General features: G+C 67.4%; 22 protein-coding genes. 5 read left to right on the forward strand and 17 right to left on the reverse strand.

The genetic code is table 11. The annotated features are described in order from the left end of the window. The first annotated feature begins 185 nt into the window (after positions 1 to 185). Positions 186 to 1,121 carry a DNA polymerase III subunit delta gene (holA, locus tag MHY23_RS02285; protein ID WP_239306243.1) on the forward strand — a complete coding sequence of 312 codons (936 nt, stop codon included), beginning with the start codon at positions 186 to 188 and terminating at the stop codon, positions 1,119 to 1,121. Then, on the forward strand, positions 1,118 to 1,765 hold the full coding sequence (locus MHY23_RS02290) for a LysE family translocator (RefSeq protein WP_239306244.1): 648 nt from the start codon (positions 1,118 to 1,120) through the stop codon (positions 1,763 to 1,765). The genes holA and MHY23_RS02290 overlap by 4 nt, the downstream gene beginning before the upstream one ends. Here the strand turns inward: MHY23_RS02290 and MHY23_RS02295 are convergent. The 4 genes from MHY23_RS02295 to MHY23_RS02310 form a co-directional block, all read right to left on the reverse strand. Continuing rightward, positions 1,762 to 2,745 (reverse strand): alpha/beta hydrolase-fold protein, encoded by a 984-nt coding sequence (locus MHY23_RS02295; RefSeq protein WP_239306245.1) that lies wholly within the window; start codon positions 2,743 to 2,745, stop codon positions 1,762 to 1,764. The two genes, MHY23_RS02290 and MHY23_RS02295, sit on opposite strands and share 4 nt — an antisense overlap. 90 nt (positions 2,746 to 2,835) lie before the next feature. Then, positions 2,836 to 3,099, reverse strand: coding sequence for a 30S ribosomal protein S20 (rpsT, locus tag MHY23_RS02300; RefSeq protein WP_038612735.1), 264 nt, complete (start codon positions 3,097 to 3,099; stop codon positions 2,836 to 2,838). Positions 3,100 to 3,289: 190 nt separating this feature from the next. Then, positions 3,290 to 3,796 carry a type II toxin-antitoxin system PemK/MazF family toxin gene (locus MHY23_RS02305; protein ID WP_239306246.1) on the reverse strand — a complete coding sequence of 169 codons (507 nt, stop codon included), beginning with the start codon at positions 3,794 to 3,796 and terminating at the stop codon, positions 3,290 to 3,292. A 33-nt stretch (positions 3,797 to 3,829) separates the two neighbouring features. After that, positions 3,830 to 4,699 (reverse strand): CPBP family intramembrane glutamic endopeptidase, encoded by an 870-nt coding sequence (locus tag MHY23_RS02310; protein WP_239306247.1) that lies wholly within the window; start codon positions 4,697 to 4,699, stop codon positions 3,830 to 3,832. Positions 4,700 to 4,744: 45 nt separating this feature from the next. Here MHY23_RS02310 and lepA point away from each other — a divergent pair, with 45 nt between their 5' ends. Then, entirely contained in the window at positions 4,745 to 6,619 is a 1,875-nt protein-coding gene (gene lepA / locus MHY23_RS02315) for a translation elongation factor 4 (protein ID WP_239306248.1), read from the forward strand. Positions 6,620 to 6,721: 102 nt separating this feature from the next. Here lepA and MHY23_RS02320 read toward each other — a convergent pair whose 3' ends face one another. After that, a complete protein-coding gene (locus MHY23_RS02320; RefSeq protein WP_181888907.1) occupies positions 6,722 to 7,681 on the reverse strand; it encodes a hypothetical protein in 960 nt (319 codons plus the stop codon). A 58-nt stretch (positions 7,682 to 7,739) separates the two neighbouring features. Here MHY23_RS02320 and MHY23_RS02325 point away from each other — a divergent pair, with 58 nt between their 5' ends. After that, on the forward strand, positions 7,740 to 8,918 hold the full coding sequence (locus MHY23_RS02325; protein ID WP_239306249.1) for an alpha/beta fold hydrolase: 1,179 nt from the start codon (positions 7,740 to 7,742) through the stop codon (positions 8,916 to 8,918). Between the two features lie 6 nt (positions 8,919 to 8,924). Here MHY23_RS02325 and MHY23_RS02330 read toward each other — a convergent pair whose 3' ends face one another. The 11 genes from MHY23_RS02330 to MHY23_RS02380 all read right to left on the reverse strand — a co-directional run bounded on the left by MHY23_RS02330 (position 8,925) and on the right by MHY23_RS02380 (position 23,170). Then, positions 8,925 to 9,821, reverse strand: coding sequence for a ribokinase (locus tag MHY23_RS02330; protein WP_239306250.1), 897 nt, complete (start codon positions 9,819 to 9,821; stop codon positions 8,925 to 8,927). 23 nt (positions 9,822 to 9,844) lie between these two features. Then, entirely contained in the window at positions 9,845 to 11,176 is a 1,332-nt protein-coding gene (locus MHY23_RS02335; RefSeq protein WP_239306251.1) for an ABC transporter ATP-binding protein, read from the reverse strand. Continuing rightward, positions 11,163 to 11,942, reverse strand: a complete 780-nt coding sequence (locus MHY23_RS02340; protein ID WP_239306252.1) for an ABC transporter permease — start codon at positions 11,940 to 11,942, stop codon at positions 11,163 to 11,165. Before MHY23_RS02340 ends, MHY23_RS02335 begins: the two co-directional genes overlap by 14 nt. Continuing rightward, a complete protein-coding gene (locus MHY23_RS02345; protein WP_239306253.1) occupies positions 11,939 to 12,862 on the reverse strand; it encodes an ABC transporter permease in 924 nt (307 codons plus the stop codon). The genes MHY23_RS02340 and MHY23_RS02345 overlap by 4 nt, the downstream gene beginning before the upstream one ends. Next, on the reverse strand, positions 12,859 to 14,286 hold the full coding sequence (locus MHY23_RS02350) for an ABC transporter substrate-binding protein (RefSeq protein WP_239306254.1): 1,428 nt from the start codon (positions 14,284 to 14,286) through the stop codon (positions 12,859 to 12,861). Before MHY23_RS02350 ends, MHY23_RS02345 begins: the two co-directional genes overlap by 4 nt. Positions 14,287 to 14,296: 10 nt before the next feature. Further along, a complete protein-coding gene (locus tag MHY23_RS02355; RefSeq protein WP_239306255.1) occupies positions 14,297 to 15,076 on the reverse strand; it encodes a GntR family transcriptional regulator in 780 nt (259 codons plus the stop codon). Positions 15,077 to 15,174: 98 nt separating this feature from the next. Next, the gene (locus MHY23_RS02360; RefSeq protein WP_239306256.1) at positions 15,175 to 16,158 is read right to left on the reverse strand and encodes an LLM class flavin-dependent oxidoreductase; all 984 of its coding nucleotides are present in this window, start codon (positions 16,156 to 16,158) and stop codon (positions 15,175 to 15,177) included. A 13-nt stretch (positions 16,159 to 16,171) separates the two neighbouring features. Continuing rightward, positions 16,172 to 17,602, reverse strand: a complete 1,431-nt coding sequence (brnQ, locus tag MHY23_RS02365) for a branched-chain amino acid transport system II carrier protein (RefSeq protein WP_239306257.1) — start codon at positions 17,600 to 17,602, stop codon at positions 16,172 to 16,174. A gap of 87 nt (positions 17,603 to 17,689) precedes the next feature. Then, the gene (locus tag MHY23_RS02370; protein WP_239306258.1) at positions 17,690 to 18,811 is read right to left on the reverse strand and encodes a MalY/PatB family protein; all 1,122 of its coding nucleotides are present in this window, start codon (positions 18,809 to 18,811) and stop codon (positions 17,690 to 17,692) included. Beyond that, complete coding sequence (locus tag MHY23_RS02375) at positions 18,744 to 21,260, reverse strand: glycosyltransferase 87 family protein (RefSeq protein WP_239306259.1); 2,517 nt, start codon at positions 21,258 to 21,260, stop codon at positions 18,744 to 18,746. Before MHY23_RS02375 ends, MHY23_RS02370 begins: the two co-directional genes overlap by 68 nt. 11 nt (positions 21,261 to 21,271) lie before the next feature. After that, complete coding sequence (locus tag MHY23_RS02380) at positions 21,272 to 23,170, reverse strand: ABC transporter ATP-binding protein (protein WP_239306260.1); 1,899 nt, start codon at positions 23,168 to 23,170, stop codon at positions 21,272 to 21,274. Between the two features lie 74 nt (positions 23,171 to 23,244). On the opposite strand from MHY23_RS02380, the gene MHY23_RS02385 reads away from it, so the two are divergent. Beyond that, the gene (locus tag MHY23_RS02385; RefSeq protein WP_239306261.1) at positions 23,245 to 23,841 is read left to right on the forward strand and encodes a hypothetical protein; all 597 of its coding nucleotides are present in this window, start codon (positions 23,245 to 23,247) and stop codon (positions 23,839 to 23,841) included. On the opposite strand, the gene MHY23_RS02390 is transcribed toward MHY23_RS02385, so the two are convergent. Continuing rightward, the gene (locus MHY23_RS02390) at positions 23,838 to 24,611 is read right to left on the reverse strand and encodes a carboxylesterase family protein (RefSeq protein WP_239306262.1); all 774 of its coding nucleotides are present in this window, start codon (positions 24,609 to 24,611) and stop codon (positions 23,838 to 23,840) included. The genes MHY23_RS02385 and MHY23_RS02390 overlap by 4 nt on opposite strands. Positions 24,612 to 24,614: the final 3 nt, after the last annotated feature.

Below are 24,614 nucleotides of genomic sequence, written 5' to 3' on the forward strand. Positions count from 1 at the left end.
GATGGTGTCAGTCCGGTGCGAAGCAGCAGGTGCGCTACCGGGCAGTGACGCCCGGCAGAGACTCCTATAAAAGTATGAAGCCTTCGTGATCAATTTGCCAGGGTTATCCGAAAGAAAATCGCTGAAATCATTCGGCGGTTCACGCGAGGTGCAGGACTCGGTGCGGCACGGGAGCAGGACGTAAGATGGCGCGCATGCTCAACCCCGTGCACCTGGTGCTCGGCGAGGACGATTTCCTCGCAGAGCGCGCAACCAAAGCCATCGTCGCCCAGGCCGGCGAGGGCGTGGAGGTGACCACCCTGCGCGCCGGCGACGTCTCCGAAGGCGAAATCGCGATGGCGACCAGCCCGTCGCTGTTCGCGGAGGACCGCGTCGTGGTGGTCAAGCACGCCGAGCTCGCCGGCAAAGAACCCACCGAGATCCTGCTGCAGGCCTGCGTGAACCCCGCGCCGGGCATCACGCTGATCGTCGAGCACACCGGCGGCGGACGCCAGAAGGCGATGGTGAAGAAGTTCGCCAAGGTCGCCGAGGTGCACAAGGCCGATCCGCTGAAAGACAACGAACGCCGCTCGTGGCTCATGGAGGAGTTCCGCAGCCACGGCGTGCGCCCCACCCCGGACGTGGCCGCCGCGGTGCTGGAGTCGGTCGGCTCGGACCTGCGCGAGCTTGCCTCCGCGGTGAGCCAGCTGGTCAGCGACACCGAGGGCGAGCTCACCGTCGAGGCCGTGCGCGCTTACTACGTGGGCGTGGCTGAGGTCGCCGGCTTCGACATCGCGGATCAGGCGGTGGCGGGGCGCGCGGACCGGGCGCTCGCGTCGACGCGCCGCGCCCTGCAGCTGGGCACCAGCCCGGTGTCCATCGCGGCGGCGCTCGCGCGCAAGGTCGGCGACATCGCCAAGCTGCACGGCGTGCGCGGCAACCCGGACCAGCTGGCGCGCACCGTCGGCATGCACCCGTACGTGGCGAAGAAGACCATGCAGGTCGCGCGCCAGTGGAGCGGGGACGCGGTCTCGCACGCGGTGATCATCGTCTCCGACCTCGACGCCGAGGTGAAGGGCCAGGGCGGCGACCCGGAGTTCGCCCTCGAAAACGCGGTGCGCCGCATCGCGGAGCTGGCATGATCGCGCCGGGCGATCTCGCGGTCATCGTCGGGCTCAACCTGGTCGGCGCCGCCGCTCCGGGCCCGGACATGGTGCTGCTCATGCGCACCGCGACCCGCTCGCGCAAGCACGCCTGGGCGACCAACCTAGGCATCCACACCGGCGCGGCGCTGTGGTTCACGCTCACCGTCGTGGGCGCGGCTGCGCTGCTGCACGCGGTGCCGCAAGCGGTCTCCGTGATCCAAGTCGTCGGCGGCGCGGCGCTGATCTGGATGGGCCAGCACAACCTGCGCGGCGGGCTGCGCGACAGGCACGACCCGCCGGCGGACCTGGACGAAGCCGTCCACCGGTTGGGCTCGGTGCATGCTGCCTATCGACGGGGCCTGGTCACCAACCTGGCCAACCCCAAAATCGTGGTCGCGCTTACCGCAATGATCGCGCCGCTTCTGCCCGCGAACCCCTCGCTGGCCACCGCGGTGATCGTCATCGCCTCGCTCTGGCTCAGCTCGTTCGCCCTGTTCGGGGTGATCGCGCAGGTCACTTCCGCCGAGCGTGTGCGCCGGAAGTTCCTGCGCGCCGGGCCCTATATAGACATCGCCGCGGGCGCGTTTTTCATGGTGGTCGGCGCGGTGCTCATCGCCCGCGGGCTTGTCAGCGTGTTCTAGAGGTAGCGGCGCAAGAACTGCGCCGTTTGGCGCGTCGCGTCGGGCGAGTCGAACCAGGTGTGGCCGCCGCCCTCGACGCGCTCGATGCGCACCGGCGCGGAGCAGTTTTCGAAGTCGAAGGTGGTAATGGAACCGGAGCGTGACTGCGACGCCACCATGGAGCAATCGTTCTTGCGGGCGAAGGTGCGCGCCACCGATTCGACGGACTCGAAAGGCGCGCCGTGGCGGAAACCGCCGTTGTAGCCCACCACGCCGTCGTTGGTGCCGTGCATGATCATCGTCGGCACCTCGCCGGAAGTGCAGCCCGTGACGGTGGGGGAGTAGAAAGCGCCCGCCACCGACGCGATACCGCGCACCGTCTCCGGGGCGTGGCAGGCCAGCGCGGCGACCATGCCGCCGCCGTTGGACAGGCCTACGGCGACGGTGCGGGAGGTGTCGGCGTTGTAGCGCGAAGCGACGTCGTCAAGCACGGCTTTTGTGTACGCGACATCCTCATCGATGCTGGTGGCCGCGTACGGCGCGCCGCCCCACGCGTTGTCCACGCCCTGGCCGTAGACCACGATCGCGTCCGTGAACTGGCTCTCCAAGTTGGAGTAGTCGTGCATGTTGGCAGAGGTGTGGTGCCAGCCGCCGAAGCCCAGCACCACCGGGTAGGACTTCTCCGCGTCGAAGCCGCGCGGCAGCACCACGTCGTAGGTGCGGCTGCGCCCGTCCACCGTCAGCGAGTGGGTGTGCTCGCGCGACGGGGAGGTGACCTTGCCGTTTTTCACCATCGGAATCGCAATCGCGATGCTGGCCAGAAGTGCGGCCAGCACCCCGAGCGCACGCACCTGCTCCGGGTCCACGCCCGGGGCGTAGCGGGCCAGAAGCTCCTCAAATTCGGGCGAGGAGCTCAGCTGCTGCGCCTCGGCCGGCGCCGGCAACGACAGAGACAGGGAAGTGGCAAGCGCGGCAGCCAGCGCGCGGCGGGAGTGTTTCACGGCAGTATTCTTTTCTCTTCAAAGGGGGTCTTGACACACGAAACGCCCCGTGCACCGGTTCAACGATGCACGGGGCGAAACACGATGGAATTAGTCCATCTTGTTCAGGGCGCGGGCCATGTTGGACTTCTTGTTCGCCGCGGAGTTGCGGTGGAACACGCCCTTGGTCACAGCCTTGTCCAGCTTGCGGGAAGCCACGCGCAGCTGCGCCTCAGCGGCAGCCTTGTCGCCGGACTCCACAGCCTCGCGGAACTTGCGGATCTCCGTGCGGGTGGCGGAGCGGACGGACTTGTTGCGCATGCGGCGCTTCTCGTTGGTGAGGACGCGCTTCTTCTGCTGCTTGATGTTAGCCATCTGTGTGAAATACCTCTTGGTTTCTCAATCGAACGTGGATGTCGTCGTCCCAGCCGGGGTATCTTGCGCACAGCTTTGGCTATGAACGCGAACCCAAGGTCCTGCCCGCGTAGCAGTGCGCACCCGAAGGTGGCCGGTAACGGTCAACTCGAGCAGGATAACAGCACCGGCGGTGCGGGCCAAACTGCCCTTACAACCACTGGAAGCGCTCACGCAGCGTGTTTGCCACCCGCTCGAAGCGGCGCTGCGGCACGGTGGTGCCGCGCCGGTGCACGTCCGCCTCCGGCACCACGAGTGTTTTGTCCAGGCGCACCCAGCACGGATGGCCCGAGGCGTCCCAGTCGCCGGGGCCGATTTCAAACCAGCGGTCGTCCTCCGCGTGCTCTTCTTCCGGGGAGATGAGCAGGCCCAGGATGTCGCTGTGTTCGCGGCCCACCACCAGCATGGAGCGCTCTTTCGGCGGGTGCGACGGCACGGTCACCCACACCACCTCGCCGGGTTCGGCGCCGCCGTCCATGTCGGGGGCGTAGTAGACGTTGCGGGGCACCGAGCCGGTGGGGCGCACGTCCACGCGCGAGGCGCGCTTGCGGCGCATCTCAATCTGGTTGGTCACCCGGTCGTGCAGCAGGGCCAGGCCTTGGTCGAGCGATGCCGTGCGGGGTCGCGCGCCTTTGCGCTTAAATCGCTCGAACGCCACGTTGGCACCTCCACATTGCAGTTATCTGCAACCTTAAGCTTTCGTGTCTGCCGGGACAAGGGGTTTCTGCCGATCGGCTGAAATTCCCCGCAGCGCCCACAGCAGGAGGGCGGTGCACACGACGGTCATCAGCGAGGCACCCAGCATCTGCTGCCAACCGATCTCCGTCGCGTTCGGGTCCACCATGTCCAGCGCCCCGTAGCCGAAGAAGATCGAGTTGCTCACGGCGTGCAGCGCAATCGACGCCTCGAGCCCGCCCGTGCGCCAGGTCAGCACCGCGGTGCACACGGCGAAAATGGCGATGTCGATGAGCCCGACCCAGTTGTAGGCGTGGCCCGCCACAAAGGCGATGCCCGGCAGCAGGTAGGCCAGCCACGCGGGCGCCCGCCACTGCCCGAGGATCTGCGGCAGCGCGCCGCGGAAGAGGAACTCCTCGGCGGCGGACTGCAGCGGCACGGCGATCAGCAGGGCCGCGAGGAGGGTCAGCCGGAACGGGTTGACGGTGGCTTCGGCGGGGGCGCCCCGGAAGGCGTCGATAAGCACTTGCGCCCCGTAGACCGCGCCGACGACTGCAAGCGCGCGCCCGAACACACCCCACCGCATGCGGAGCGCGGTGCTGAACAGCGCGGACGGGCGGCGGCCCGCGATGCGCGCGGCGAGAAACGGCGCCGGCAGGATCGCAGCGATGATCAGCACCTGGACAAGCGGGCTGAGCGGGTCCGCCCCGCCCTCGACGAGCATTTCGAAGTCGCGGCCGGAGATCCCCGCGGCCAGCCCGAGGGCGATCACCGACGCAACCGCAAACAGGGCCACGAACGCGACCAGCACCACGAGCTCAATCAGCGCCCGCCACCACGTGGCGGGCCGGTGGCGGGCAACGAGTCCTAAACGGTGGTAAGGCATGGTGCATACCGTAGCGCGGGGTGCGCAAAGTAGGATGTGGCAACTATGGCCGCCAAATCGAAAAACTTTGCAGAGGAAACGTTCACGGACCCCGCCCGGATCCGCAACTTCTGCATCATCGCGCACATCGACCACGGCAAGTCCACGCTGGCAGACCGCATTTTGCAGCTGTCCAACGTCGTCGACGAGCGCGAGATGCGCGACCAATACCTCGACAACATGGACATCGAGCGCGAACGCGGCATCACCATCAAGGCGCAGAACGTGCGCCTGCCGTGGGTGCCCAAGACCGGCGATCACGTCGGCGAGCAGATGGTGCTGCAGATGATCGACACCCCAGGCCACGTGGACTTCTCCTACGAGGTCGCCCGCAGTTTGGACGCGTGCGAGGGGGCAATTTTGCTTGTCGACGCAGCGCAGGGCATCGAGGCGCAAACCCTGGCCAACCTCTACATGGCCATCGACAACGACCTCGAGATCATCCCGGTGCTGAACAAAATCGACCTGCCGGCGGCGGACCCGGAGAAGTACGCCCTGGAGATCGCCAACATCATCGGCTGCGAGCCGGAGGACGTGCTGCGCGTTTCCGGCAAGACGGGCGAGGGCGTGCCGGAGCTGCTGGACCGCGTGGTGGACCTGATTCCTTCGCCTTCCTCCCCGTCGGGCGCGGCAGCGACCGACGCCGACGCACCGGCCCGCGCGCTGATCTTCGACTCGGTGTACGACACCTACCGCGGCGTGGTCACCTACATCCGCATGATGGACGGCAAGCTCGAGCCGAACCAGAAGGTGCAGATGATGAACACCGGCAAGACGCTGGAGATCCTCGAGATCGGCGTCGTCTCGCCCACCATGAAAAAGACGAAGGGCTTGGGCCCCGGCGAGGTGGGCTACCTCATCACCGGCGTGAAAGACGTCCGCGACACCCGCGTCGGCGACACCGTCACCTGGGCCTCCAAGGGCGCCGAGGAGCCGTTGGAGGGCTTCGAAGACGTCAAGCCGATGGTCTACTCGGGCCTGTTCCCGGTGAGCCAGGAGGACTTCCCCACGCTGCGCGAAAGCTTGGAGAAGCTGCAGCTTAACGACGCTTCCTTGACCTGGGAGCCGGAAACCTCCGTCGCGCTGGGCTTCGGCTTCCGTTGCGGATTCTTGGGCCTGTTGCACATGGAGATCACGCGCACCCGCCTGGAGCGCGAGTTCGACCTGGACCTGATCTCCACCGCACCGTCCGTGACCTACCGCGTGGTGGCCGAGGACGGCACCGAGCAGATCGTGCACAACCCGTCGGACTGGCCCAGCGGCAAGATCCCCGAGGTCTACGAGCCGATCGTGAACATGACCATCATCGTGCCCCAGGAGTTCGTGGGCTCCACGATGGAGCTGTGCCAGTCCAAGCGCGGCCAGATGAAGAACATGGAGTACCTCTCCGAGGACCGCGTGGAGCTGCGCTACATCATGCCGCTCGGCGAGATCATCTTCGACTTCTTCGACATGCTGAAATCCCGCACCAAGGGCTACGCCTCGCTGAACTACGAGGAGGCCGGCGAGCAGCTGGCCGACCTGGTCAAGGTGGACATCCTGCTCCAGGGCGAGCCGGTGGACGCCTTCTCCGCCATCGTGCACAAGGATTCCGCGCAGTGGTACGGCAACAAGATGACCAAGAAGCTCAAGGAGCTCATCCCGCGCCAGCAGTTCGAGGTGCCGGTCCAGGCCGCCATCGGCTCGAAGATCATCGCCCGCGAAAACATCCGTGCGCTGCGCAAGGACGTGCTGTCCAAGTGCTACGGCGGCGACATCTCCCGTAAGCGCAAGCTTTTGGAGAAGCAGAAGGCCGGTAAGAAGCGCATGAAGAACATCGGCTCTGTCACCGTGCCGCAGGAGGCGTTCGTGGCGGCGCTGTCCACCGACGGCGAGGAGTAGCGGCCAGCGCCCACCCCACCCGCCGCCGGTGCCACATGTGACAGAACGAATGTCACATTTGGCACTCTTCCCGGGTCGCGCAAGAAGCCGATGGCACATCCGTCACCGGACCCCGAGCTTCTGCTTCAGCACCGCCTCCACCACCTCGACGCACTGACGCATGCTCCTGGAGGCAGTGCGTGGCACCGTCCAGCCGTGCATTATCGATGTCAGATTGATCGACGAGTCCAATTGCCGCTGTTCGTAGGTCCAGTGGTGGCTGCCGTCGTACATGATCCCCAATTTCAGCTCGGGGATGGCGAAGTCGAAGGTGGTGACCACCCTGCCGCCGACTACCAGCGGGTATTGCTCCACCAGCATCAGGTTGTATTTTTCCACCACTGGCTGCAGGAGCAGGCGCAGCTCCGTTTCTTTCGGCGAATCGGCGGTGTCGCGGGAGAGATTGAGTACCTTCGAGAGCCACCGCTTGCTCAGTTGGCCCGCGGCGGCCTGCTGCAGCTCCGGGACCTGCAGCCCCAGGTGGCGCCGGACGCAGTCCACGAGCTGCACCGCCCGGACCACCTCCGCTGCAACGCCCGGGACCGGCTCCGTCTGCCACGAATGTTCGCCGGCTCGAATCTGCTGCAAGGCCTGGATGGTTGCCCGGGCCGGCGTGGCGGTGCGGATAGGCATGCCGCGGTGGGTGAGTGTCCAGGTTTCGGTGTGGGGCGCTCGCAGCCGAGCAACCGCGGGTCGGAAGGTGGAGGCAGGCAGTGTCGCCCGGACGGCCGCCCGTAGCGTCGTGTCCGCCCCTTCCACCAGGTACGGCAGTCGGTACAGCGCCAGCGCCGAGAAGCCGCAGACCACGCTGCCGGGCCGTTCGGAGGCGTGCACCACCGCGCGCACGGCTGCGGCGACGTCGTAGCGTTCCCGGCGCGGGTGGTGTCGCGCGGCCAGTTGCGTTGTCCACTCGTCGTGCCCAAACCGTTCGTGAACGAATAGTCGCTTGCTCACGCGCAGGTAGTACTGCTTGGGTTGCATCTGGTCGGCGCGCAGGATCACCGGGTCGAATTCAATTTCCATGCCGTCGTGCATAGGTATATGACGCTCCGAGCTGCGCCTCGGTTCCTACAATCGCCGTATGCGCGAAATCGAAATCACCCGCGGCGGGTTCACCGTCTTCGCCCGCGTTGTCGGCGACCCCAAGGCCCCGGCGCTGCTGTACCTGCAGGGCGGGCCGGGGTTTCCGGCGCCGCGCCAGCGCTTCGCGTGGATCACCCACGCGCTTGAGCGTGGCTACCAGGTGGTGCTCTTAGACCAGCGCGGCACCGGCCGCTCCACCCGCATCGACGCCGCTACACCTTCGCTTATCGACGCTAAAGTGCTCACGCAGCTGCGCGCCGACGAGATTGTCGCCGACGCCGAAGCGCTTCGCGAGGAGATGGGGCTGAAACGGTGGGACGTGCTGGGGCAGTCCTTCGGCGGGTTCTGCCTCATGCACTACCTGGCCGCGCGCCCGGAGGGTGTGGGCAGGGCGTTGTTTACCGGAGGCGTGCCGTCGATAAGCAAGGGCGCGGACGAGGTGTACCGCGCGACGTTTGCCAAGCTGAAGCACCGCCACCTGCAGTTCAACGAGGCCTACCCGGCTGCCGAGGCGATGGTGCGCGAGGTGTGCCGCCACCTGGAGGCGCAGGAGGAGCTGCTGCCGACGGGGGAGCGCCTCAGCGCGCGCCGGCTACGCACTGTGGGTATCGAGCTGGGCCGCGAGGGTGGCTTCGAATCCTTGGCGCGGCTGTTCGAGGCGCCGTTCCACCAAAACGGGCGCCTGCGCACCGATTTCCTGGCGGAGGTGGGCGAGCGCGTCAGCTTTGCCAAAGGCCCGCTGTACGCCGCGGTGCACGAAAGCATCTACGGCGGGACGGTGCCGGGTGCGACCAACTGGGCGGCCGAGCGGGTATCGGCCGAGTTGGACGGGTTCAGCCCGCACGCACACCCGGACGATGCGGAGTTCTACCTCACCGGCGAGCACATCTTCCCGTTCCAATTCGATGAGGATCCGGCGCTGCGCCCGTTCGCACAAGTCGCCCACGACCTGGCGGAAAAGGACGACTGGCCCAACCTGTACGCGGGATTGGGCAGCGACTACGACGCGTATGCGGCGGTGTACACCGACGACATCTTCGTCCCGCGCGAGCTGTCGCTCGAGACCGCGTCGGCGATCGGCGCGCAGGTGTTCGAAACCGACCAGTTCCAGCATGACGGGCTGCGCCGCCACGGCGAGGCGGTGCTGGGCCGCCTGCTGGACATGGCCGGGGTGTAAAGGGGCCTAGAGCTCCGGCAGATCGTCGCCCACGGATGGGTAGGACGGCTGCGCGCCGGGCCGGGTGACGGAAAACGCGCCGACGCGAGAGGCGAACGCCGCGGCGTCGGCCATGCTGTCGCCTTCGAGGATGCGGTGGCAGAACGCGCCCGCGAACGAGTCGCCGGCGCCGACGGTGTCCACCGCCTCCACCTTGGGCGAGTCGATGTGGGTCAGCTCCTCGGCGGTGGCGACGAGCGCGCCGGCGGAGCCGAGGGTGAGCACCACGGAGGCGAACCCGGCTTCGAGCAGGCGGCGGGCGAGGTCCTCCGGGGTGCCCGCGTCGTCGAGGCCCAGCTGCTCCAAGATCAGGCCAGCTTCGTGCTCGTTGGCCATCAGGGGATCGGCGGCAAGCAGGGACTTACGCGGCACGTCGACGACGGGGGCGAGGTTGATCACCACGCGCCCGCGCGCCAGCTCCACGGCGCGCGCGAAGCCGTCGGCCGGGATCTCGCCCTGCAGCAGCACCAGCTCGGCGGTCTCCACGGCTTCGACGTGCCTGTCCACGAACTCCGCGCCCACCAGCGCGTTCGCCCCCGGCACCACGAGCACGGTGTTCTCGCCGTTGGCGGCCACGGTGATCACGGCCAAGCCGGTGACCTCCTCGACTTCTTCGACGTGGCGCATGTCCACCCCGGCCTCGCGAAGGATCGCGGTGGCAGTATCCGCGTTGGCGTCGGTGCCGGTCGCGCCGACGAGCACCACCGGGGTGCCCAGCTTCGCCGCGGCGACGGCCTGGTTCGCGCCCTTGCCGCCGGCGGTGATCCCGCCGCCGGAGCCCAGCAAAGTTTCGCCGGGGGTGGGGTGGCGCTCCACGTTGACGGTCAGGTCGGCGTTGATGGATCCGACGACGCACATACTCATGTGCGCTAACTTACAGCACCCGGTTACAGCACAGCGTCGAGCAGCTCGCGCGTGTACGGGTGCTGCGGCGCCGCCCAGATCTCTTCGGTCGCGCCCTGCTCCACGATGCGCCCGTGCCGCATCACCGCCACGGTGGGGCACAGCTCGCGCGCGACCCTCAGGTCGTGGGTGACAAAAATGAGCGTGTGCTTGCCGACGGTATCGCGCAGCAGCTCCAGCACATGGTCTTGGATGGTGGCGTCGAGGGCGGAGACGGGCTCGTCGGCAAGCAAAATGCTCGGGCGTGGGGCCGCGGCGCGCGCAATGGAGATGCGCTGGCGCTGCCCGCCGGAAAATTGCCGTGGCGTGCGGTCGCCGGTGCCCTCGAGCCCAACGCGCGCGAGCACTTCGTCGGCGCGGGCGGCATCGACGCCTGCCTCGCGTATCGACGTCCTCACGGCCATCCGCGGATCCAGCGAGGAGTACGGGTCCTGGAAGACCATCTGCACGTCGCCCGCCACGCCTACGGTGCCGGCGGTCGGCTCGCGCAGGCCGGCGATGAGGTGCAACAGCGACGTTTTGCCGGAGCCGGAGCCACCGACGATGGCGAGGCGCTCGCCGGCGCGCACGGTCAGGTAAACGTCGTCGACGGCCAGGGTGTGCCCGCGCCGCAGCGAGACCCCGTCGAGCGTCACCACCGGATCGCCGAGTGCTGTCGGTGCTGCGGGCGGGCCGGGCACCGCGGCCGCGGCGAGCGCCTTGGCGTAGTCGGAGTCCGGCGCCATCATGCGCCCACCCTTGAATACGAGCACCCGGTCGGTCATGCGGCGCACCACGGCGAGGTCGTGGGAGATGAACAGCAGCGCCATGCCGCGTTCGCGCACGAGGCGGTCGAGAAGCTCCAGGATCTCCGCCTGCACGATGGCATCGAGGGCGGTGGTGGGCTCGTCGCAAATCAGCACGTCCGGGTTCTGCGACAGGGCCAGCGCGATGAGCACGCGCTGGCGCTGCCCGCCGGACAGCTCGTGCGGGTAGGCGCCCGGCCGGTCCACGCCGACCTCGCACAGAAGCTCGCGGGAGACGAGTTTGCCGATTTTCTTCAGCGGGTCCAGCGCCGTCATCGGCTCCTGGAACACCATCGCGACTTTCCTGCCGCGCACGCGCCGGCGCACGCGGTCCGGGGTGCCCACCATCTCGGTGCCGTCGACGGTGATGGAGCCGGTCGCGGGCAGGTCGCTCAACCCCATGATGGAAAGCGCGGTGACGGACTTGCCGGAGCCGGATTCGCCGATGATGCCCACGCGTTCGCCCGGCGCGACGGAAAAGGTGATGTCGTCGAGGATGCCGGGGATGGATAAGTGCTTAACGTCGATCATCAGCGTGTCCCAGAAGGTTGAAGCCCAGCACGGTCAGCGCGATTGCGGCACCCGGCCACAGCGCCAGGTGCGGGGAGGTGGCCAGGTACGGCTGGGAGGCCTGCAGCATGCGGCCCCAGGAGGCGTAGGGCGCGGGCGCGCCGAGCCCCAGAAACGACAGGCCGGCTTCTGCCAGGATGGCCAGCGCGACTGCGACGGAGACTTGGGTGAGCACGAGCGGCCAGATGTTCGGCAGGACGTGCCGCCACGCGATCGCAGGCCCGGACACCTTGGCGATGCGCGCGGCCAGGATGTAGTCGCGCTGCATCACCTGCATGGTCCCGGCGCGCGCCACGCGCACGAAGGCGGGGATGCCTGCGATGCCGATTGCCAGCACCACAATCCAGATGGATGCGCCGAACACGGCGGTGAACACGATCGCCAAAAGCAGCGCGGGGAAGGCGAGCAGCAGGTCGGCGCCGGCCATGACCACCCGCGAGGCGCCGCGGCGCATGCCAGCCCAGATCCCCAGCGGCACGCCAACCAAGCCCGACAGCGCAACCGCACCCACAGCCACGGTCAGCGTCAGCCGCGCGCCGTCCATGACGCGCGAGAGAATGTCGCGGCCGAACTGGTCGGTGCCCATCCAGTGCGTCGCGGAACTACCTTGCAAGCGCGCGGCGACCTCGGTCTGTAGCGGGTCGTAGGGCGTCCACACGAGCGACAGCAGCGCCGCGAAGGCCACCAGCGCGACGATCGCCGCGCCAACTTTGCGCTGCCAGCTCATGCCTGCCTCCGAATCCGCGGGTCCACCACCGTGTAGGTCAGGTCCACGATCAGGTTCACCACCAGGGTGAACGCCACGATTACCATCATCACGGTTTGGACGGTGGCCAGGTCGCGGTTGCCTACTGCGTCGAGAAGCATGGTGCCCAAACCGGGGATGGTGAACACCCGCTCGATCACCACGGCGCCCACCACCAGCGACGCGAGCTGCACGCCGACGACCGTGATCACCGGCAGCGCGGCGTTTCGAAGCGCCGAGGTGAACAGCACATTGCCTATCGACGCACCAAGGGCCCTGCCCGTCCTCACATAATCCTTGCCCATCTCCTCGCGCACCGCGGCTGCGACGTAGCGCGTGAGGATCGAAGCCTGCACCAGTGCGAGCGAGGCCACCGGCAGCACCGCGTGCGCCGGCGTGCCCCAGCCGTTGGCCGGCAACCAGCCCAGGCGCACCGAAAACAGCGCCACCAGCGCGATGCCCACCAGAAACGACGGCACGATGATGCCCACCTGCGACAGCGCCCCGACGAACGCGCCGTCGGGGGAGTGGGTGCGCCGCGCCAGGTACACGCCCACCGGTACCGCAACGGCGAGCGAGACCGCCATCGCCACAAGGGTGAGGGTGAGCGACACCCCGGCGCGCTCGACCACCGTGTCGGTGATGTCTTTGCCGGAGGACATGGAGATACCGAAGTCGCCGGTGAGCAGCCCCGAAACCCAGTCGACGTACTGCACCGGCAGCGGCTGATCCAGCCCGAGGCGCGCCGACAGCTCCGCGACGGCTTCCTCGGTGGCCGAGACGCCCAGCGCCACGCGCGCCGGGTCGCCGGGCACGGCGCGCAGCAGGGTGAAGATGACCACGCTGGCCGCCGCGAGCAGCAGCACGAAGCGGAGGATGTGTTTTGCCAGCGTGCGGATCATTTCTCCACCTCGTTCAGCGGCAGCGAGTCGGTGACCACGTTCGGGTCCAGGCCGGAAACACCGGGGGCGTAGAGCACGATGTTCGGGGCGTTGGCCAGGGTCAGCGCCGCGGCGTCGTCCATGATCTGCTCGACCGCGCCGGCCATGTCGCCGGCGGCGATGCGCTCGCGTACCACCGCGTTGTCGTAGCCCAGGTAGTAGTCCGGGTTGCCAAAGAGCATGGGCACGTCGCGCGGCTCCACGTGGGCCACCAGCGAGGCCTGGTAGTCGTGGCCCTTGAGCACTTGGTTCAGCCAGACGGCGGGGAACTCGACGGTTTCGAGGCGCACGCGGAAGCCGACGGCGCGAAGCTGCGAGTAGATCAGCTCGCTCGCTTCTTGTGCGTACGGCCGGTTTGGCACGGTGATGGTGATCTCCGGGGTTCGCCCGGCGAGCAGCTCGCGGGCCTTGTCCGGGTCGAAGGGGTAGAAGTCGCGGCCCGGGTACCAGGGGTCCGTCGGGGGCACGGGCGCGCCGCCGGTGTCGGTGGCCAGGCCGTTGTAGACCACCTCGTTGACCGCCGTCCGGTCCACCGCGTACGCCACAGCGCGGCGCACGTTCGGGTCGTCGAAAGGCGCGCGGGTGTTGTTCATGGAAAGCAGCACCTCGCCGTTGGTGGTGCCCACCTCGACGCGGATGTCCTCCGGCAGCGTGTCGATCAGCTGCGGCGCCTGCATGCCCCACACCACGTCCGCGTCGCCCACGCGCAAGGCGTTGACGGCGGAGACCGGGTCGTCGAAGTAGCGGATCATCCCGTCGCGCGCGACGTCGCCGCCCCAATAGTCCTCCCGCGCGTCGAACTCGATGGCCTCGCCCACATCGAAGCGGGCCACGGTGTACGGCCCGGTGCCCAGGGGAGCGGTCGCAAGCCTATCGACGCCTGCCGGTGTCATCATCGCCCCCGTCAGGGTGCCCATGGACCACAGCCACGCGTCCTCGGCAGCGGTCCCGCCCTCGACGGTCACGCGCAGCGTCCGCTCGTTAACCACCTCGACGTCTGTGACCGGGTCCATCTGGGCCTTCAGCCCGTTGGTCCACTCGTTTTGCACGTAGTGGATGGAAAACGCGGCATCGTCCGCAGTAAACGGTTTGCCGTTGGCGAAGGTGACGCCGTCGCGCAGGTGGAACGTGAAGGTGCCGCCGTCGCGCTCCACACGTTCGGCGAGGTGGGGCACGGGGGCACCGGAGGCGTCGATACGCACGAGCGTTTCGTAGACGTTGCCCACCAGGGCCTGGGGTGCGGCGGCGCCGCCGGTGGTGGTGAAGTCCAGCCCGGCCGGTGCGCCGGAGGCGGCCACGACCACGTTGTCGCGCGGGGCGGAATCACCGCACGCGGCCAGAGGGAGGGCCAAGGCGGCCGCGGCCGCCAGAGTCCTTACATGCATGCGGGAAAGACTAGTGGATCTCGGATTCAGCCTGGAACCAGAGTGGGGAAGAGTGCCCGCGCACGTTGTTCAGGCCGAAGGAGAGCTTGTCCACGCGGAAGGTATGCACCGCGGCCTCGAGCACGTCGCCGTTGTGGGTCAGCGCCTTGATCTTCACGCGCAGCACCGGGGCGCCTTCGGCGATGCCCAGCTTGCCCGCGACGTCGGCATCCGCCTGCTCGATAGTGAAGGCGCGGGAGATGTTGTTGAAGTCCGCGCCCGCGCGGATGAGCTCGCGGTGGATGGACTGCTCGGAGGTGTCCACGGATTCGATGACCTCCGAGAGCACCGGCAGAAACGCCATCTGCTCAATCACCATGGGCTCGCCGTCGGCGCTGCGCACGCGGCGCACAACGAAGACCTCGTCGCCGGGGGTGATGCGCATGCACTCCGCCAGCTCCTCGCTGGCGGTGTCCAGGCCGAACTGCTCCATGTCCTCGCTCGGGTCCTTGCCCATGCGGAAGATCCAGGAGGTGTTGGACAGGATCTCCTCGAACGTCTCGGTGCGCGTGTTCGACAGCACCAGGGAGCGGCGGCCGCGGCCGGAGGACAGCAGGCCCTCGGCGCGCAGGGTGGCCACGGCCTGGCGCACCGGCCCGCGGGAGGTGTTGAACTGCTCGCACAGCTCCACCTCGCTGGGCAGCGACTCGCCGGCCGGAATGTGGCCCGCGAAGATCTCGTCGCGCAGGTAGTCCGCGATCTCCTCGTGCTGCTGCGGGCGGCGGAGTGGGCCGGTAGGCAGTTGCGCCATGTGCAGGATCACGTCCTTTTTCGACAACCGGGTATGTAACGACACCCGATACTAAACCAGCCGACGAATAACTCCTATTAGTTGGAGGCCTGTCCCGATTAACCCCAGGCTTCGGCGAGGATTTCCATGGACCGGCTCACCTCGTCGTGGCTGCCGGCCTGCAGCGAGATCATCAGCTCGTCGGCCTGGGCAGTCTTGCGGAACGCCTCCAAGTACTCGGCGACCTGCTCGCCGGTGCCCTCGGCGGTGTAGCGCAGCATGTCGATGATCTGGCGGCCCTGGTACGAGTTGACCACGGTGTCCAGCTGGTCGTCGGAAAGCTGCTTGCCCTGGCGCCCCATAAACGCGCGCACGCGGTTGCGGTGCACCACCTTCGTCTGGCGCTTCGCGTCCTCCTCGGTGTCGGCGGCGGTGACGTTGACCGCGGCGATACAGTACGGCTCCGGGTGGCGCTCGGACGGCTGGTAGTTGTCGCGGTAGTAGGCGGTGGCCTGCTCCAGGTGCTGCGGGGCGAAGTGGGAGGCGAACGCGTACGGCAGGCCCAGCTGCGCGGCCAAAGACGCGCCGAACATGGACGAGCCCAGGATGATCAGCGGCACGTTGGTGTTGAAGCCCGGCATGGCGGTCACGCCCGGCAGCGGCGAGGTGTTGGACAGCCACGCCTGCAGCTCCTGGACGTCCTGCGGGAAGTTCTCGGCGGCGCGCGGGTCGCGGCGCAGCGCCCGGCCCAGGGTCTGCTGGTCGGTGCCGGGCGCGCGGCCCAGGCCCAGGTCGATGCGGCCGGGGTAGAGCTCCTCCAGCATGCCGAACTGCTCGGCGATGACGTACGGGGAGTGGTTCGGCAGCATCACGCCGCCGGCGCCGAGGCGGATGCGGCTGGTCTTCGCACCGATGTGGCTGATCAGCACCGCCGGCGACGAGGAGACGATGCTGGACATGTTGTGGTGCTCCGCGTACCAGATGCGCGAATAACCTAAGGCCTCCGCCTGTTGGGCGAAGGCCACGGAGCGCTGCGTCGCCTCGCCGACGGATTCGCCGGGGTAGCGGGTGCAGAAATCGATGAGCGAAAGTGGGGCGTTCATGCGCCCCACCGTACTAGTCCCTGGTTTGCAGGACGGGGACAGCGTCGCCCTCCGCCGAGAGGTCTTCGCCCTCGACGGATTCCATCGTGCCCGGGATCATGGCGGGCTTGGGGCGGACAAAGTCCACGACCAGGCCGATGACGAAGGCGATGACCACCGGCACGACCCAGCCGAGCCCGGCGTCGAACATCGGCGCCCACTGCACAATCGGGGTCAAGGCATCCGCGCCCCACTCCAGCGAGATCAACGTCTCGATCGCGGACCACACCACGGCCGTCCACAGCGGCAGGAAGAACGCCCAGCTGAAGCGGGTGCGGGCGCGGAAGGCCGGCTCGATCAGGGTCAGGGCGATCAGGGTGATCGCCGGCGGGTAGAGGAAGCCGATGACCGGGGCGGCGATCGTCATGACGAACTCGAGGCCCTGGGTGGCGATGATCATGGAGGTCACGGCGAAGATGACGGCCCAGACGTGGTAGGAGCCGGGGAACTGCTCGGAGAAGTACTCGCCGGTCGCGGTGATCAGGCCCACCGCGGTGGTCAGGCAGGCCAGCAGCACGATGGCGGAGAACACCGCCTGGCCGGCACCGCCCATGGTCAGGTTCGCGGCCTCGGCCAAAAGGCCGGCGCCGTTGTCGAAGTCGCCGGCGTTCGGCATGACACGGCCGATCAGGCCCAAGCCGATGTAGACCAGGCCCAGCATGATGCCGGCGCCGACACCCGCGGCGATGGTGCCGCCGACCAGCTCCTTGCCCTCGTTGAAGCCGCGGTGGCGCAGGGTGGAGATGACCACGATGGAAAACGCCAGCGCGGCGATGGAGTCCATGGTGAGGTAGCCCTCGAGCAGGCCGGCGGTCAGCGGGCCGTCGTTGTAGGGCTCGTTCGGCGCGGCCGGTTCGGCGCTCCAGCGGAACGCGGCCACGGAAATCATCACGACCAGCAGCACCAGAAGCGCCGGGGTGAGGAACTTGCCCAGCTTCTCCATGATGGTGGTGGGGTTCCAGGACAGCGCCAGCGCGATGCCGAAGAACACCACGTTGAACACGGCGGACGAGGCAAAGGATTCGAGGCCGAACAGCGGGGTGATCGCCGTTTCGAAGGAGACGGCGCCGGTGCGCGGCAGGGCGTAGAACGCGCCGATGGACAAGTACGCCAGCACCGGGAAGACCACACCGAAGATGGAGCCGGCGCGCTGCGCCAGGTCGCGGAGGTTCGAGCCGGACAGCGCAATGGCGATCACGGCCAGCACCGGCAAAAGCGATGCGGTGGTGAGGAAGCCGAACAGCGCCGGCCAGAAGTTGTCGCCCGCCTCCACGGCCAGCATGGGCGGGAAGATGAGGTTGCCCGCGCCGAAGAACATCGAAAACAGCGCCAGCCCGGTGACGACGATCGCGCTGGTGGAGCGCTTCGAGCCGCCTTCGGGCTGTGATGCCACTGTGGAACCCATGGTCGTTCCTCTCTAGTTGGGTTGAGGTTCCCTAGAGTTTAAACCACCCGACCGCCAGATGGGAATAAGGTTCCATAAAGTGAAACGCTAAAGCTTTGCGACGGCTCCGCCAATCCGCCGCACCGCTTCCTCCAGGATCTCCGGCGACGTGGCAAAATTCAGCCGCGCGCGGTGCTCGCCTCCGGGTCCGAAGTCCACGCCCTCGTTCATGGCCACCTTCGCGTGGCGGCGCAGCCACGCGGCGGGTTTTTCGTCGACAAGCTTGGTGTTCTTGAAGTTTAAAAACATCAGGTAGGTCGCGGCCGGCACCTCAATCTCGATGCCCGGCACCGCCTTCGGCAGGTTTTCCACCAGCCAGTCTCGGTTGGCCTTGAGCTGGGCGATCTCATCGTCCAAGAACTCGCGGCCGTGGTCGTAGCAGGCCTCCGCCGCAACGATGCCGAGGGTGCCAACGCCGTCCTTGGCCACGCCCGACATCGCGTTCCAAGTCTGCACGTCCTCGTCGTTGGAGAAGATCATCTGCGCGCACTTCAGGCCCGCGACGTTCCACGCCTTGGACGTCGCGGTGACCGTGATGCACACGTCCGGGTTGTTCGCCGCAGCGCAGACGTGGGTGCCGTCGTAGACCAGCGGGGCGTGGATCTCGTCCACGATCACCCGGGCGTTGTACTTGCGCGCCAGCGCGCAGATCTCGTCGAGCTGCGCTTCGGTGAACACGTAGCCGCCCGGGTTGAACGGGTTGGTCACGATGATGCTGCCCGCGCCGTTTTGGAACGCGGTTTCCACTTCCGCCAGATCGAGGCCCCCAGCGGAGCTGACGTCGATACGCTTGCGTCCCGCGACCTCCGCCACATCCAGGAAGGGGAAGTAGGCGGGGACCGGGACCACCACATCGCCCTCGGTGAAGTACTGGATGGCCAGCATCACGCCGCGCACCACGTCCGCGACCGGGAAGATCCGCTCCGCGTCCGGGCGCCAGCCGTAGCGCTCCGCGTAGAAGTCGGAGACGGCCTCGCCGAGGCGGTGCGCGTGCGGGGCGGGGGTGTAGCCGAACATCTCGCGCTCGGCGGCGTCCACGATCGCCTGCTTCACAGCGGGCGCGGTGGGAAAATCGCTCTCCGCGATAAACAGCGGCAGCACGTCAAGGTTGAACTGCGTCCACTTCCTCGTGCCGCGGGCTTGCAGGGTGCTTAGGTCGGGGAATTGCATGGGGCCTACGGTAGCCATCATCTTCTCTGCGTTGGGTCAGCGCCCACGCGGCGAACACCGCGGCGGCGAGCAGCGTCCACCACACCACGGACGACATGACCCAGTCACCGAGCACCCGGTCGCGCCCGGCGATGGTGTCCATGTTCTTGAACTGCGAGTGCGGCACGAACACGGTGGAAAGGCCCAGGTAGGTGAGCATGGTCAGCAGCGCGGCAACGTCGCGGCGGCGCCAGGCGAACTCGCCGATGATGAACACGCCCGGCAGCATCCACGCCCACGCGAACGGCGGCGCCCAGGAGGACACTGTCAGTGCCGCGAGCGCAAGGCTGACCGCGCCCATCGGGGCCTCGTCGCGCTGAATAAAAACGCGGGCGGCGTAGATCAGCGCGCCGCCGACGACGAGCACCGCGAGCACCCACAGTGCGCTCGCGCCGTCTGCGCCGGTAAACCGCTGTGCGGCGCCGAACAGCGTGAGGTTCTGCGCCTGGGAGAGGTCGTAGCGCTCGCCGATGTTCAGCAGGTAGTCCGTGAAGTACGCGGCGGTCATGCCCGGGCGCGCCACCGCACCCAGCGCGGTGAGGGAGGCGAACGCGCCGCCCATCCAGCCGAGCGCCCGGTAGTCCTTGCGGAACAGGAAATACAGCGCGAACACCGCAGGCCGCAGGGTGAACGCCGCGGCGATGCCGGTGAGCAGGCCCTTGGGTGCCCAGCGTCGGGCCTGCTCGGGGCGGGTCCACCACAGGTCCGTGACCACGAATGCCACGGCGAAAATGGCCAGCTCACCGTAGTAGAAGTTGAACCGCACCGGGTCCAGCCACAGCACCGCCGGCAGCAGCACCGTCGCGCACGCGACCGGCGACGGCCACCGGAACCGCCTGAACAGCAGGTAGATGATCCACCACACCGCCAGCGTGCCCGCGATGGTGTGCAGCGCCTCCCACGTGCCCATCTCGCCCGCGCCGAGCAACCTGCCAAACAGCATGGTCACCGGCGGGTGCAGGAAGTAGTCCTGCCGCCCGTCGGGGTAGCTGAACGCCACCGAGTAAATGTCTGGCTCGGCGAAGAAGCCGTCGCCCGCCCCGCGCAGCATCTGCAGGTGCTCCAGCGGGTGAAAGATGCCTTCGTACGCCGACAGCATCGGCGATTCCATCTTGCGCCACCACGCGGTGGCAAACGTGCACAGCACCGCGTAGGCCACCAGCGGCGGGAAGGCCACGAACTGGGTGAACCGCAGGGGCTTTTGCCTATCGACGAGCACGAATCCCCGCGCCTGCACCCACATCACAAACACCACCAGAATCGCCCACACCACCAGGCTTGACTGTGCCAAGTCGCGCACGGTGTATGCGTCCGGCGTGGTGGACATCGGGTTCATGATCTGCTTGTGCGGGATGAAGATCGTCGAAATGGTCAAATACACCGCCACCAGAAACGGCGGCCACGGGTTGGCGTTGCGGATGCCGCCGACGACCATGATGATGCACAACGGCACCACCCACACGTAATGGTGCTGCCAGGTGATCGGAGCGACGAGCAGCGACAGCAGCGCGACGCACATCACCGCTGCCTCGTTGGCGCGGGCGGCTAGCAGGCGTCGCAAGGCCAGCAGCGCGAGCGCGATGATGCCGGCGAACATGATCGCGGTGAAGTAGGTCTGCGCCGCTTCCGGCACGTAGCGGGCCACCAGGCCGCGTGCGGACTGGTTGTGCGAGCGGTTCAGCCCCAGCACGCCGGACATCTGCCCGATCTGGGTGGTGAAGTAGTACGCCAGCGCCTCCGGTTTTAGCGCACCCGCAACACCCAGCGACATCACGCCGGTGAGAAACGCCGCGGCCAGCGCCTTCCAGTTGCGCGTGAAGATGAAGTACAGCCCGAACAGCGCCGGCGTCATCTTCACCGCGGCCGCGATACCGGTGAGCACTCCCGTGGGCAGGTACTTGCGCTTCGGCGAATCCCACCACAGATCCGTGAGCACCAGGGCCATGAGCACAATGTTGACCTGGCCGTGGTGGAACGTGTTGTGGACCGGGTCGACCCAAAACGCCAGCGGCAGGCCCACCAGCGCCCACTTGCCGGCGTCTTCAATGCGGCACTTGCGCAGCGTAAGCGTGATCACCCACCACAGGGCTGCCAGCGACACCAGCGAAAACACCACCAGGCCCACCGTCTCCCCGAACAGCGTCAGCGGCGAGAAAAACAGCAGCGACGACGGCGGGTACGAGTACGGCAAATCGCCCGCCGTACCCGTGTTGATCAGGGACTCGTAGACGTTCGGGCTCGCCCAGAACGCCTTCGCGCCACGGTAGTAGACCAAAAAGTCCTCCACCTCGCGCCGGTCCGTGCTGTAGAAGGGCACGTAGCTGTGCTGGTACCAGCCGATCAGCAAACTCAGCAGGCACAGTACGAGCGCCACCGCCATCATCGGCACAGAGAGGATTACTTTTCGCACAAATGGGCATATTAGGGGGTGAGCGCGCCGCCCGCGCCGTCCGCGTCGCTCTCGTCCTCGTCGTCGGCGCCGTCGACGTGGAACCCGAACGCCTTGAGCCGCTCCCGGTCCGCGGCCGACGACGACGCGGTCAGGCGCAACAGCTCGGAGTAGATGCCGCCGGAAACGGCAAGCTCGGCAGGTGAGCCGATCTCGTCGACGTGGCCGTCGCGAAGTGTGATGATTGTGTCCACACCCGCGATGGTGGACAACCGGTGCGCGATCATGATGGTGGTGCGTCCCTCCATCAGCTGGTCCAGGCCGGCCTGCACGGCGCGCTCGGCCTTGGTGTCCAGGGCGGAGGTGGCCTCGTCGAGGATCAGGATCGGCGCGTCCTTGAGCATAGCGCGCGCCACGGCCACGCGCTGGCGCTGCCCGCCGGAAAGGCGCAGGCCGCGCTCACCGATGACGGTGTCGTAGCCGTCGGTGAACTTCATGATGAACTCGTGCGCGTTCGCCCGCTTCGCCACCTCCACGACTTCCTCCAGCGTGGCGTCGGTCTTGCCGTAGGCGATGTTTTCAAACACCGACCCGGAGAACAGCGCCGCCTCCTGGAACACCACACCGGTGGTGGCGCGCAGCTTTTCCACGTCCAGCTCCGAGATCTCCTCGCCGCACACGCGCAGCCGGCCGCGGGTGATGGGGTACAGGCCCAAAAGCAGGTTCACGATCGTGGACTTGCCGCCGCCGGATTCGCCGACAAGCGCGATGGTTTCGCCTTCGTGGGCGGCGAAGTTGACGCTGTGAAGCACAGGCTCGCCCTCCAAATACTCGAAGGTGACGTCCTCGAACGCGATCACCGGCTCGCGCACCTGCAAAGGAGCCTGCTGCTTGACGACGACCTCCGGCATGCCCGACGCCTTCGTCGCCTCGACCAGCTGCCGGTTCGCGGTCGGCTCGACCGGCTCGTCCATCACCTTGAAGTAGTCGCGCGAGCCGGCGATGGCGCGCTGGGCGGAATCCACGATCCAGCTCATCATCGTCACCGGCTGGCGTGCCATGGTGACCATCTGGATGAGCATGACCATCTCGCCGACCGTGAAGTGCCCGTGCAGGGTGCGGGTGAACAGGATCAGGTAGATGCCCAAGAAGATCAGGTTCATGGCCACGCCGCGCAGGGTGTCCATGGAGTGCCACCAGCGCGACTGGGGGCGGGTGATGTCCACAGTGTTGGTGTAGTGGCGGCCGAACTTCTCCAGCTCGCGCACCTCGGCGCCGTAGGACTTGGTTACCTTCACTTGTCCCACGACCTCGGCGAAGCGGCCGTTGCCTTCATCGATGTTGGCGTTTTTCTCCTTCTCAAAGACCTGCCAGCGCTTCGACGTCAGCGCGGTGAGCCAGGTGTAGAGCGGGAACAGCAGCGCCAGCAGCACTGTCAGCGGCCAGTAGTAAAAGGCGGTGATGCCCAAAATCGCCACCACCTGCATCAGCATGGGCAGGAAGTTGTTGGTGAAGGATTGGATGAACTGCGTGACGTTGGCGATCGAGCGGTCCAGCCGGGCGATGATCGTGCCGGTGACCTGGTTGTCGTAGTAGCGCTGCGGTAGCGCCAGCAGCTTGGCGAAGTACCGTGTGGACAAAATCTGGCGGATCCGCGCGACCATCACGTCGCCTAAGTACCCGGAGACGTTGCGCAGCACCGAGGCCAACGCTTCGGCGGCGAACAGGGCAAGCGCGAGCCAGATGACGGTGCGGGTGGGGTCGGGCAGGGAGGCGTCGCCAAGCTTTGCGACGATGGTGTCCGTCGCCTCCCGCAGCAGAAACGGCGTGACCAACCCAAGAGCCGCCACCAGCGTGGAGACCGCAACCACGGCGATATAAAACGGCCAGAGGGCGGAGGCACTGCGGATCACGCGCATCAAAGACTGCATAATTTCGACACCCTACTAGGGCTGTAAAGTGGGGCAGAACCGTCAAAACCACCGCGACACAAGAAGAGGCGCACATGTCCCACCGCACCCGCCGCCCCAAGGCCGCACTGGCCGCCGCAGCCCTGGCAGCCGCCTTTGCGCTTTCTGCCTGCGCGGACGCCGAGATGGGGGAGGACACCATCAGCTCCACCCAGGTCACCGCCGCTGAGGACGCCCCGCAGGGCCAGGCCGACGACCGCATCGGTGTGCAGCGCAAGCCCTTCGAGGTCAACGAGGCGGACCCGCTGGTCAGCGACGAAATCAACGGCGAACGGGTGAAGGACCCGGCGATGGAGCTGTCGTACAAGTGGCAGGGCTCCTCCTACGCGCCGAACGGCGGCTCGGTCGTGGTGGTGGCGATCACCAACGAGTCGGACGCGCCGCTGCCGGAGGACGCGCTCGAGCCGAAGCTGCGCTACAACGTCAACTCCACCTCCAACCCGGACATGAAGGACGCGAAGTTCATGCCCATCGCGGAGGAGGCCGGCGTGGACATCGTGGGCCTGGACCGCCCGCTGGGCCCGGGTGCGACGGTGAACGCGAAGTTCCCCTTCGACGTGTCCACCGGCAACCTGTGGGACGCGGAGTTCACCATCGGCAACGTCACCTTCAAGGGCAACCTGAACAACTAGCGGGCAAATTCCGCGATCGCGCCGAGGTCCAGCGCGTCCTCTGTGCGCACCACCGCGAGCTCGGCGAGCTCGGAGGCGTCGTAAGGCTGCGGGCCCATGGGCCCAAAGAACTTTGCGTATCGACGGTAGCTCCGCCCCACCCTGCCAGGCCGATTTTCCGCCAACTCGTTGAGCTTGGCGCGCGTCAGTGGCGCGGACAGCAAGTAGCGCACGATCCACTTGCGCTTCTCGTACGGCGCGCGCGGGAAGACCGGGTCCGTGGCCCACACGCGACGGAACTCGCCGGCGTAGTGATCGCGCCGGCACAGCCACAGCGCCACAGCCGCCTCCTCCCCGGCGCCGACGACGGTGACGTTGGTGGGATCACCGCCGAACGCTTCGATGTTGCGCTGGATCCAGCGCAACGCGAGTTTGACGTCCGCGACGCCGCGGAAGTGCCCGATGGCGTCGGCGGCAAAGGGGAGGAACCCTTCGAAGCCGTCGCGGTGGGGCACGTGCACGTGGACGAATCCGTCGCCGAGCTCGGCCGGCGCTGACAGCCACACCACCACCGGACAGTCCGTCCCCGGGCGGGCGCTAAGCGGGGCACTCACGGAGAGGGCGTTGGGGTGGGGCGTGGTGGCGTCGAGAAGCAATCCCTGCTTGAGCGCCACCGGGTCGTCGAAGGGGTGCGCAATTTCCAGGAACGGAATGGCGTCGAAAAGCCTCGCGCCCCCGCGCACCTCGCCCACGATGGTGCCGGCCGCGCATGTGATCTCCGTTTCGCCCATGCG

This window comes from Corynebacterium sp. ACRQP (genome assembly GCF_022345915.1).
Taxonomy (GTDB): Bacteria; Actinomycetota; Actinomycetes; order Mycobacteriales; family Mycobacteriaceae; genus Corynebacterium; species Corynebacterium lehmanniae.

Coding starts and splice junctions, on each gene's coding strand:
- MHY23_RS02335 (WP_239306251.1), bottom strand. CDS start 11,176: ATGATCGACGTTAAGCACTTATCCATCCCCGGCATCCTCGACGACATC.
- MHY23_RS02320 (WP_181888907.1), bottom strand. CDS start 7,681: ATGGAAATTGAATTCGACCCGGTGATCCTGCGCGCCGACCAGATGCAA.
- holA (WP_239306243.1), top strand. CDS start 186: ATGGCGCGCATGCTCAACCCCGTGCACCTGGTGCTCGGCGAGGACGAT.
- MHY23_RS02310 (WP_239306247.1), bottom strand. CDS start 4,699: ATGCCTTACCACCGTTTAGGACTCGTTGCCCGCCACCGGCCCGCCACG.
- MHY23_RS02325 (WP_239306249.1), top strand. CDS start 7,740: ATGCGCGAAATCGAAATCACCCGCGGCGGGTTCACCGTCTTCGCCCGC.
- MHY23_RS02290 (WP_239306244.1), top strand. CDS start 1,118: ATGATCGCGCCGGGCGATCTCGCGGTCATCGTCGGGCTCAACCTGGTC.
- MHY23_RS02390 (WP_239306262.1), bottom strand. CDS start 24,611: ATGGGCGAAACGGAGATCACATGCGCGGCCGGCACCATCGTGGGCGAG.
- MHY23_RS02380 (WP_239306260.1), bottom strand. CDS start 23,170: ATGCAGTCTTTGATGCGCGTGATCCGCAGTGCCTCCGCCCTCTGGCCG.
- MHY23_RS02385 (WP_239306261.1), top strand. CDS start 23,245: ATGTCCCACCGCACCCGCCGCCCCAAGGCCGCACTGGCCGCCGCAGCC.
- MHY23_RS02355 (WP_239306255.1), bottom strand. CDS start 15,076: ATGGCGCAACTGCCTACCGGCCCACTCCGCCGCCCGCAGCAGCACGAG.
- MHY23_RS02345 (WP_239306253.1), bottom strand. CDS start 12,862: ATGATCCGCACGCTGGCAAAACACATCCTCCGCTTCGTGCTGCTGCTC.
- MHY23_RS02340 (WP_239306252.1), bottom strand. CDS start 11,942: ATGAGCTGGCAGCGCAAAGTTGGCGCGGCGATCGTCGCGCTGGTGGCC.
- MHY23_RS02370 (WP_239306258.1), bottom strand. CDS start 18,811: ATGCAATTCCCCGACCTAAGCACCCTGCAAGCCCGCGGCACGAGGAAG.
- lepA (WP_239306248.1), top strand. CDS start 4,745: ATGGCCGCCAAATCGAAAAACTTTGCAGAGGAAACGTTCACGGACCCC.
- brnQ (WP_239306257.1), bottom strand. CDS start 17,602: ATGGGTTCCACAGTGGCATCACAGCCCGAAGGCGGCTCGAAGCGCTCC.
- MHY23_RS02360 (WP_239306256.1), bottom strand. CDS start 16,158: ATGAACGCCCCACTTTCGCTCATCGATTTCTGCACCCGCTACCCCGGC.
- MHY23_RS02350 (WP_239306254.1), bottom strand. CDS start 14,286: ATGCATGTAAGGACTCTGGCGGCCGCGGCCGCCTTGGCCCTCCCTCTG.
- rpsT (WP_038612735.1), bottom strand. CDS start 3,099: ATGGCTAACATCAAGCAGCAGAAGAAGCGCGTCCTCACCAACGAGAAG.
- MHY23_RS02330 (WP_239306250.1), bottom strand. CDS start 9,821: ATGAGTATGTGCGTCGTCGGATCCATCAACGCCGACCTGACCGTCAAC.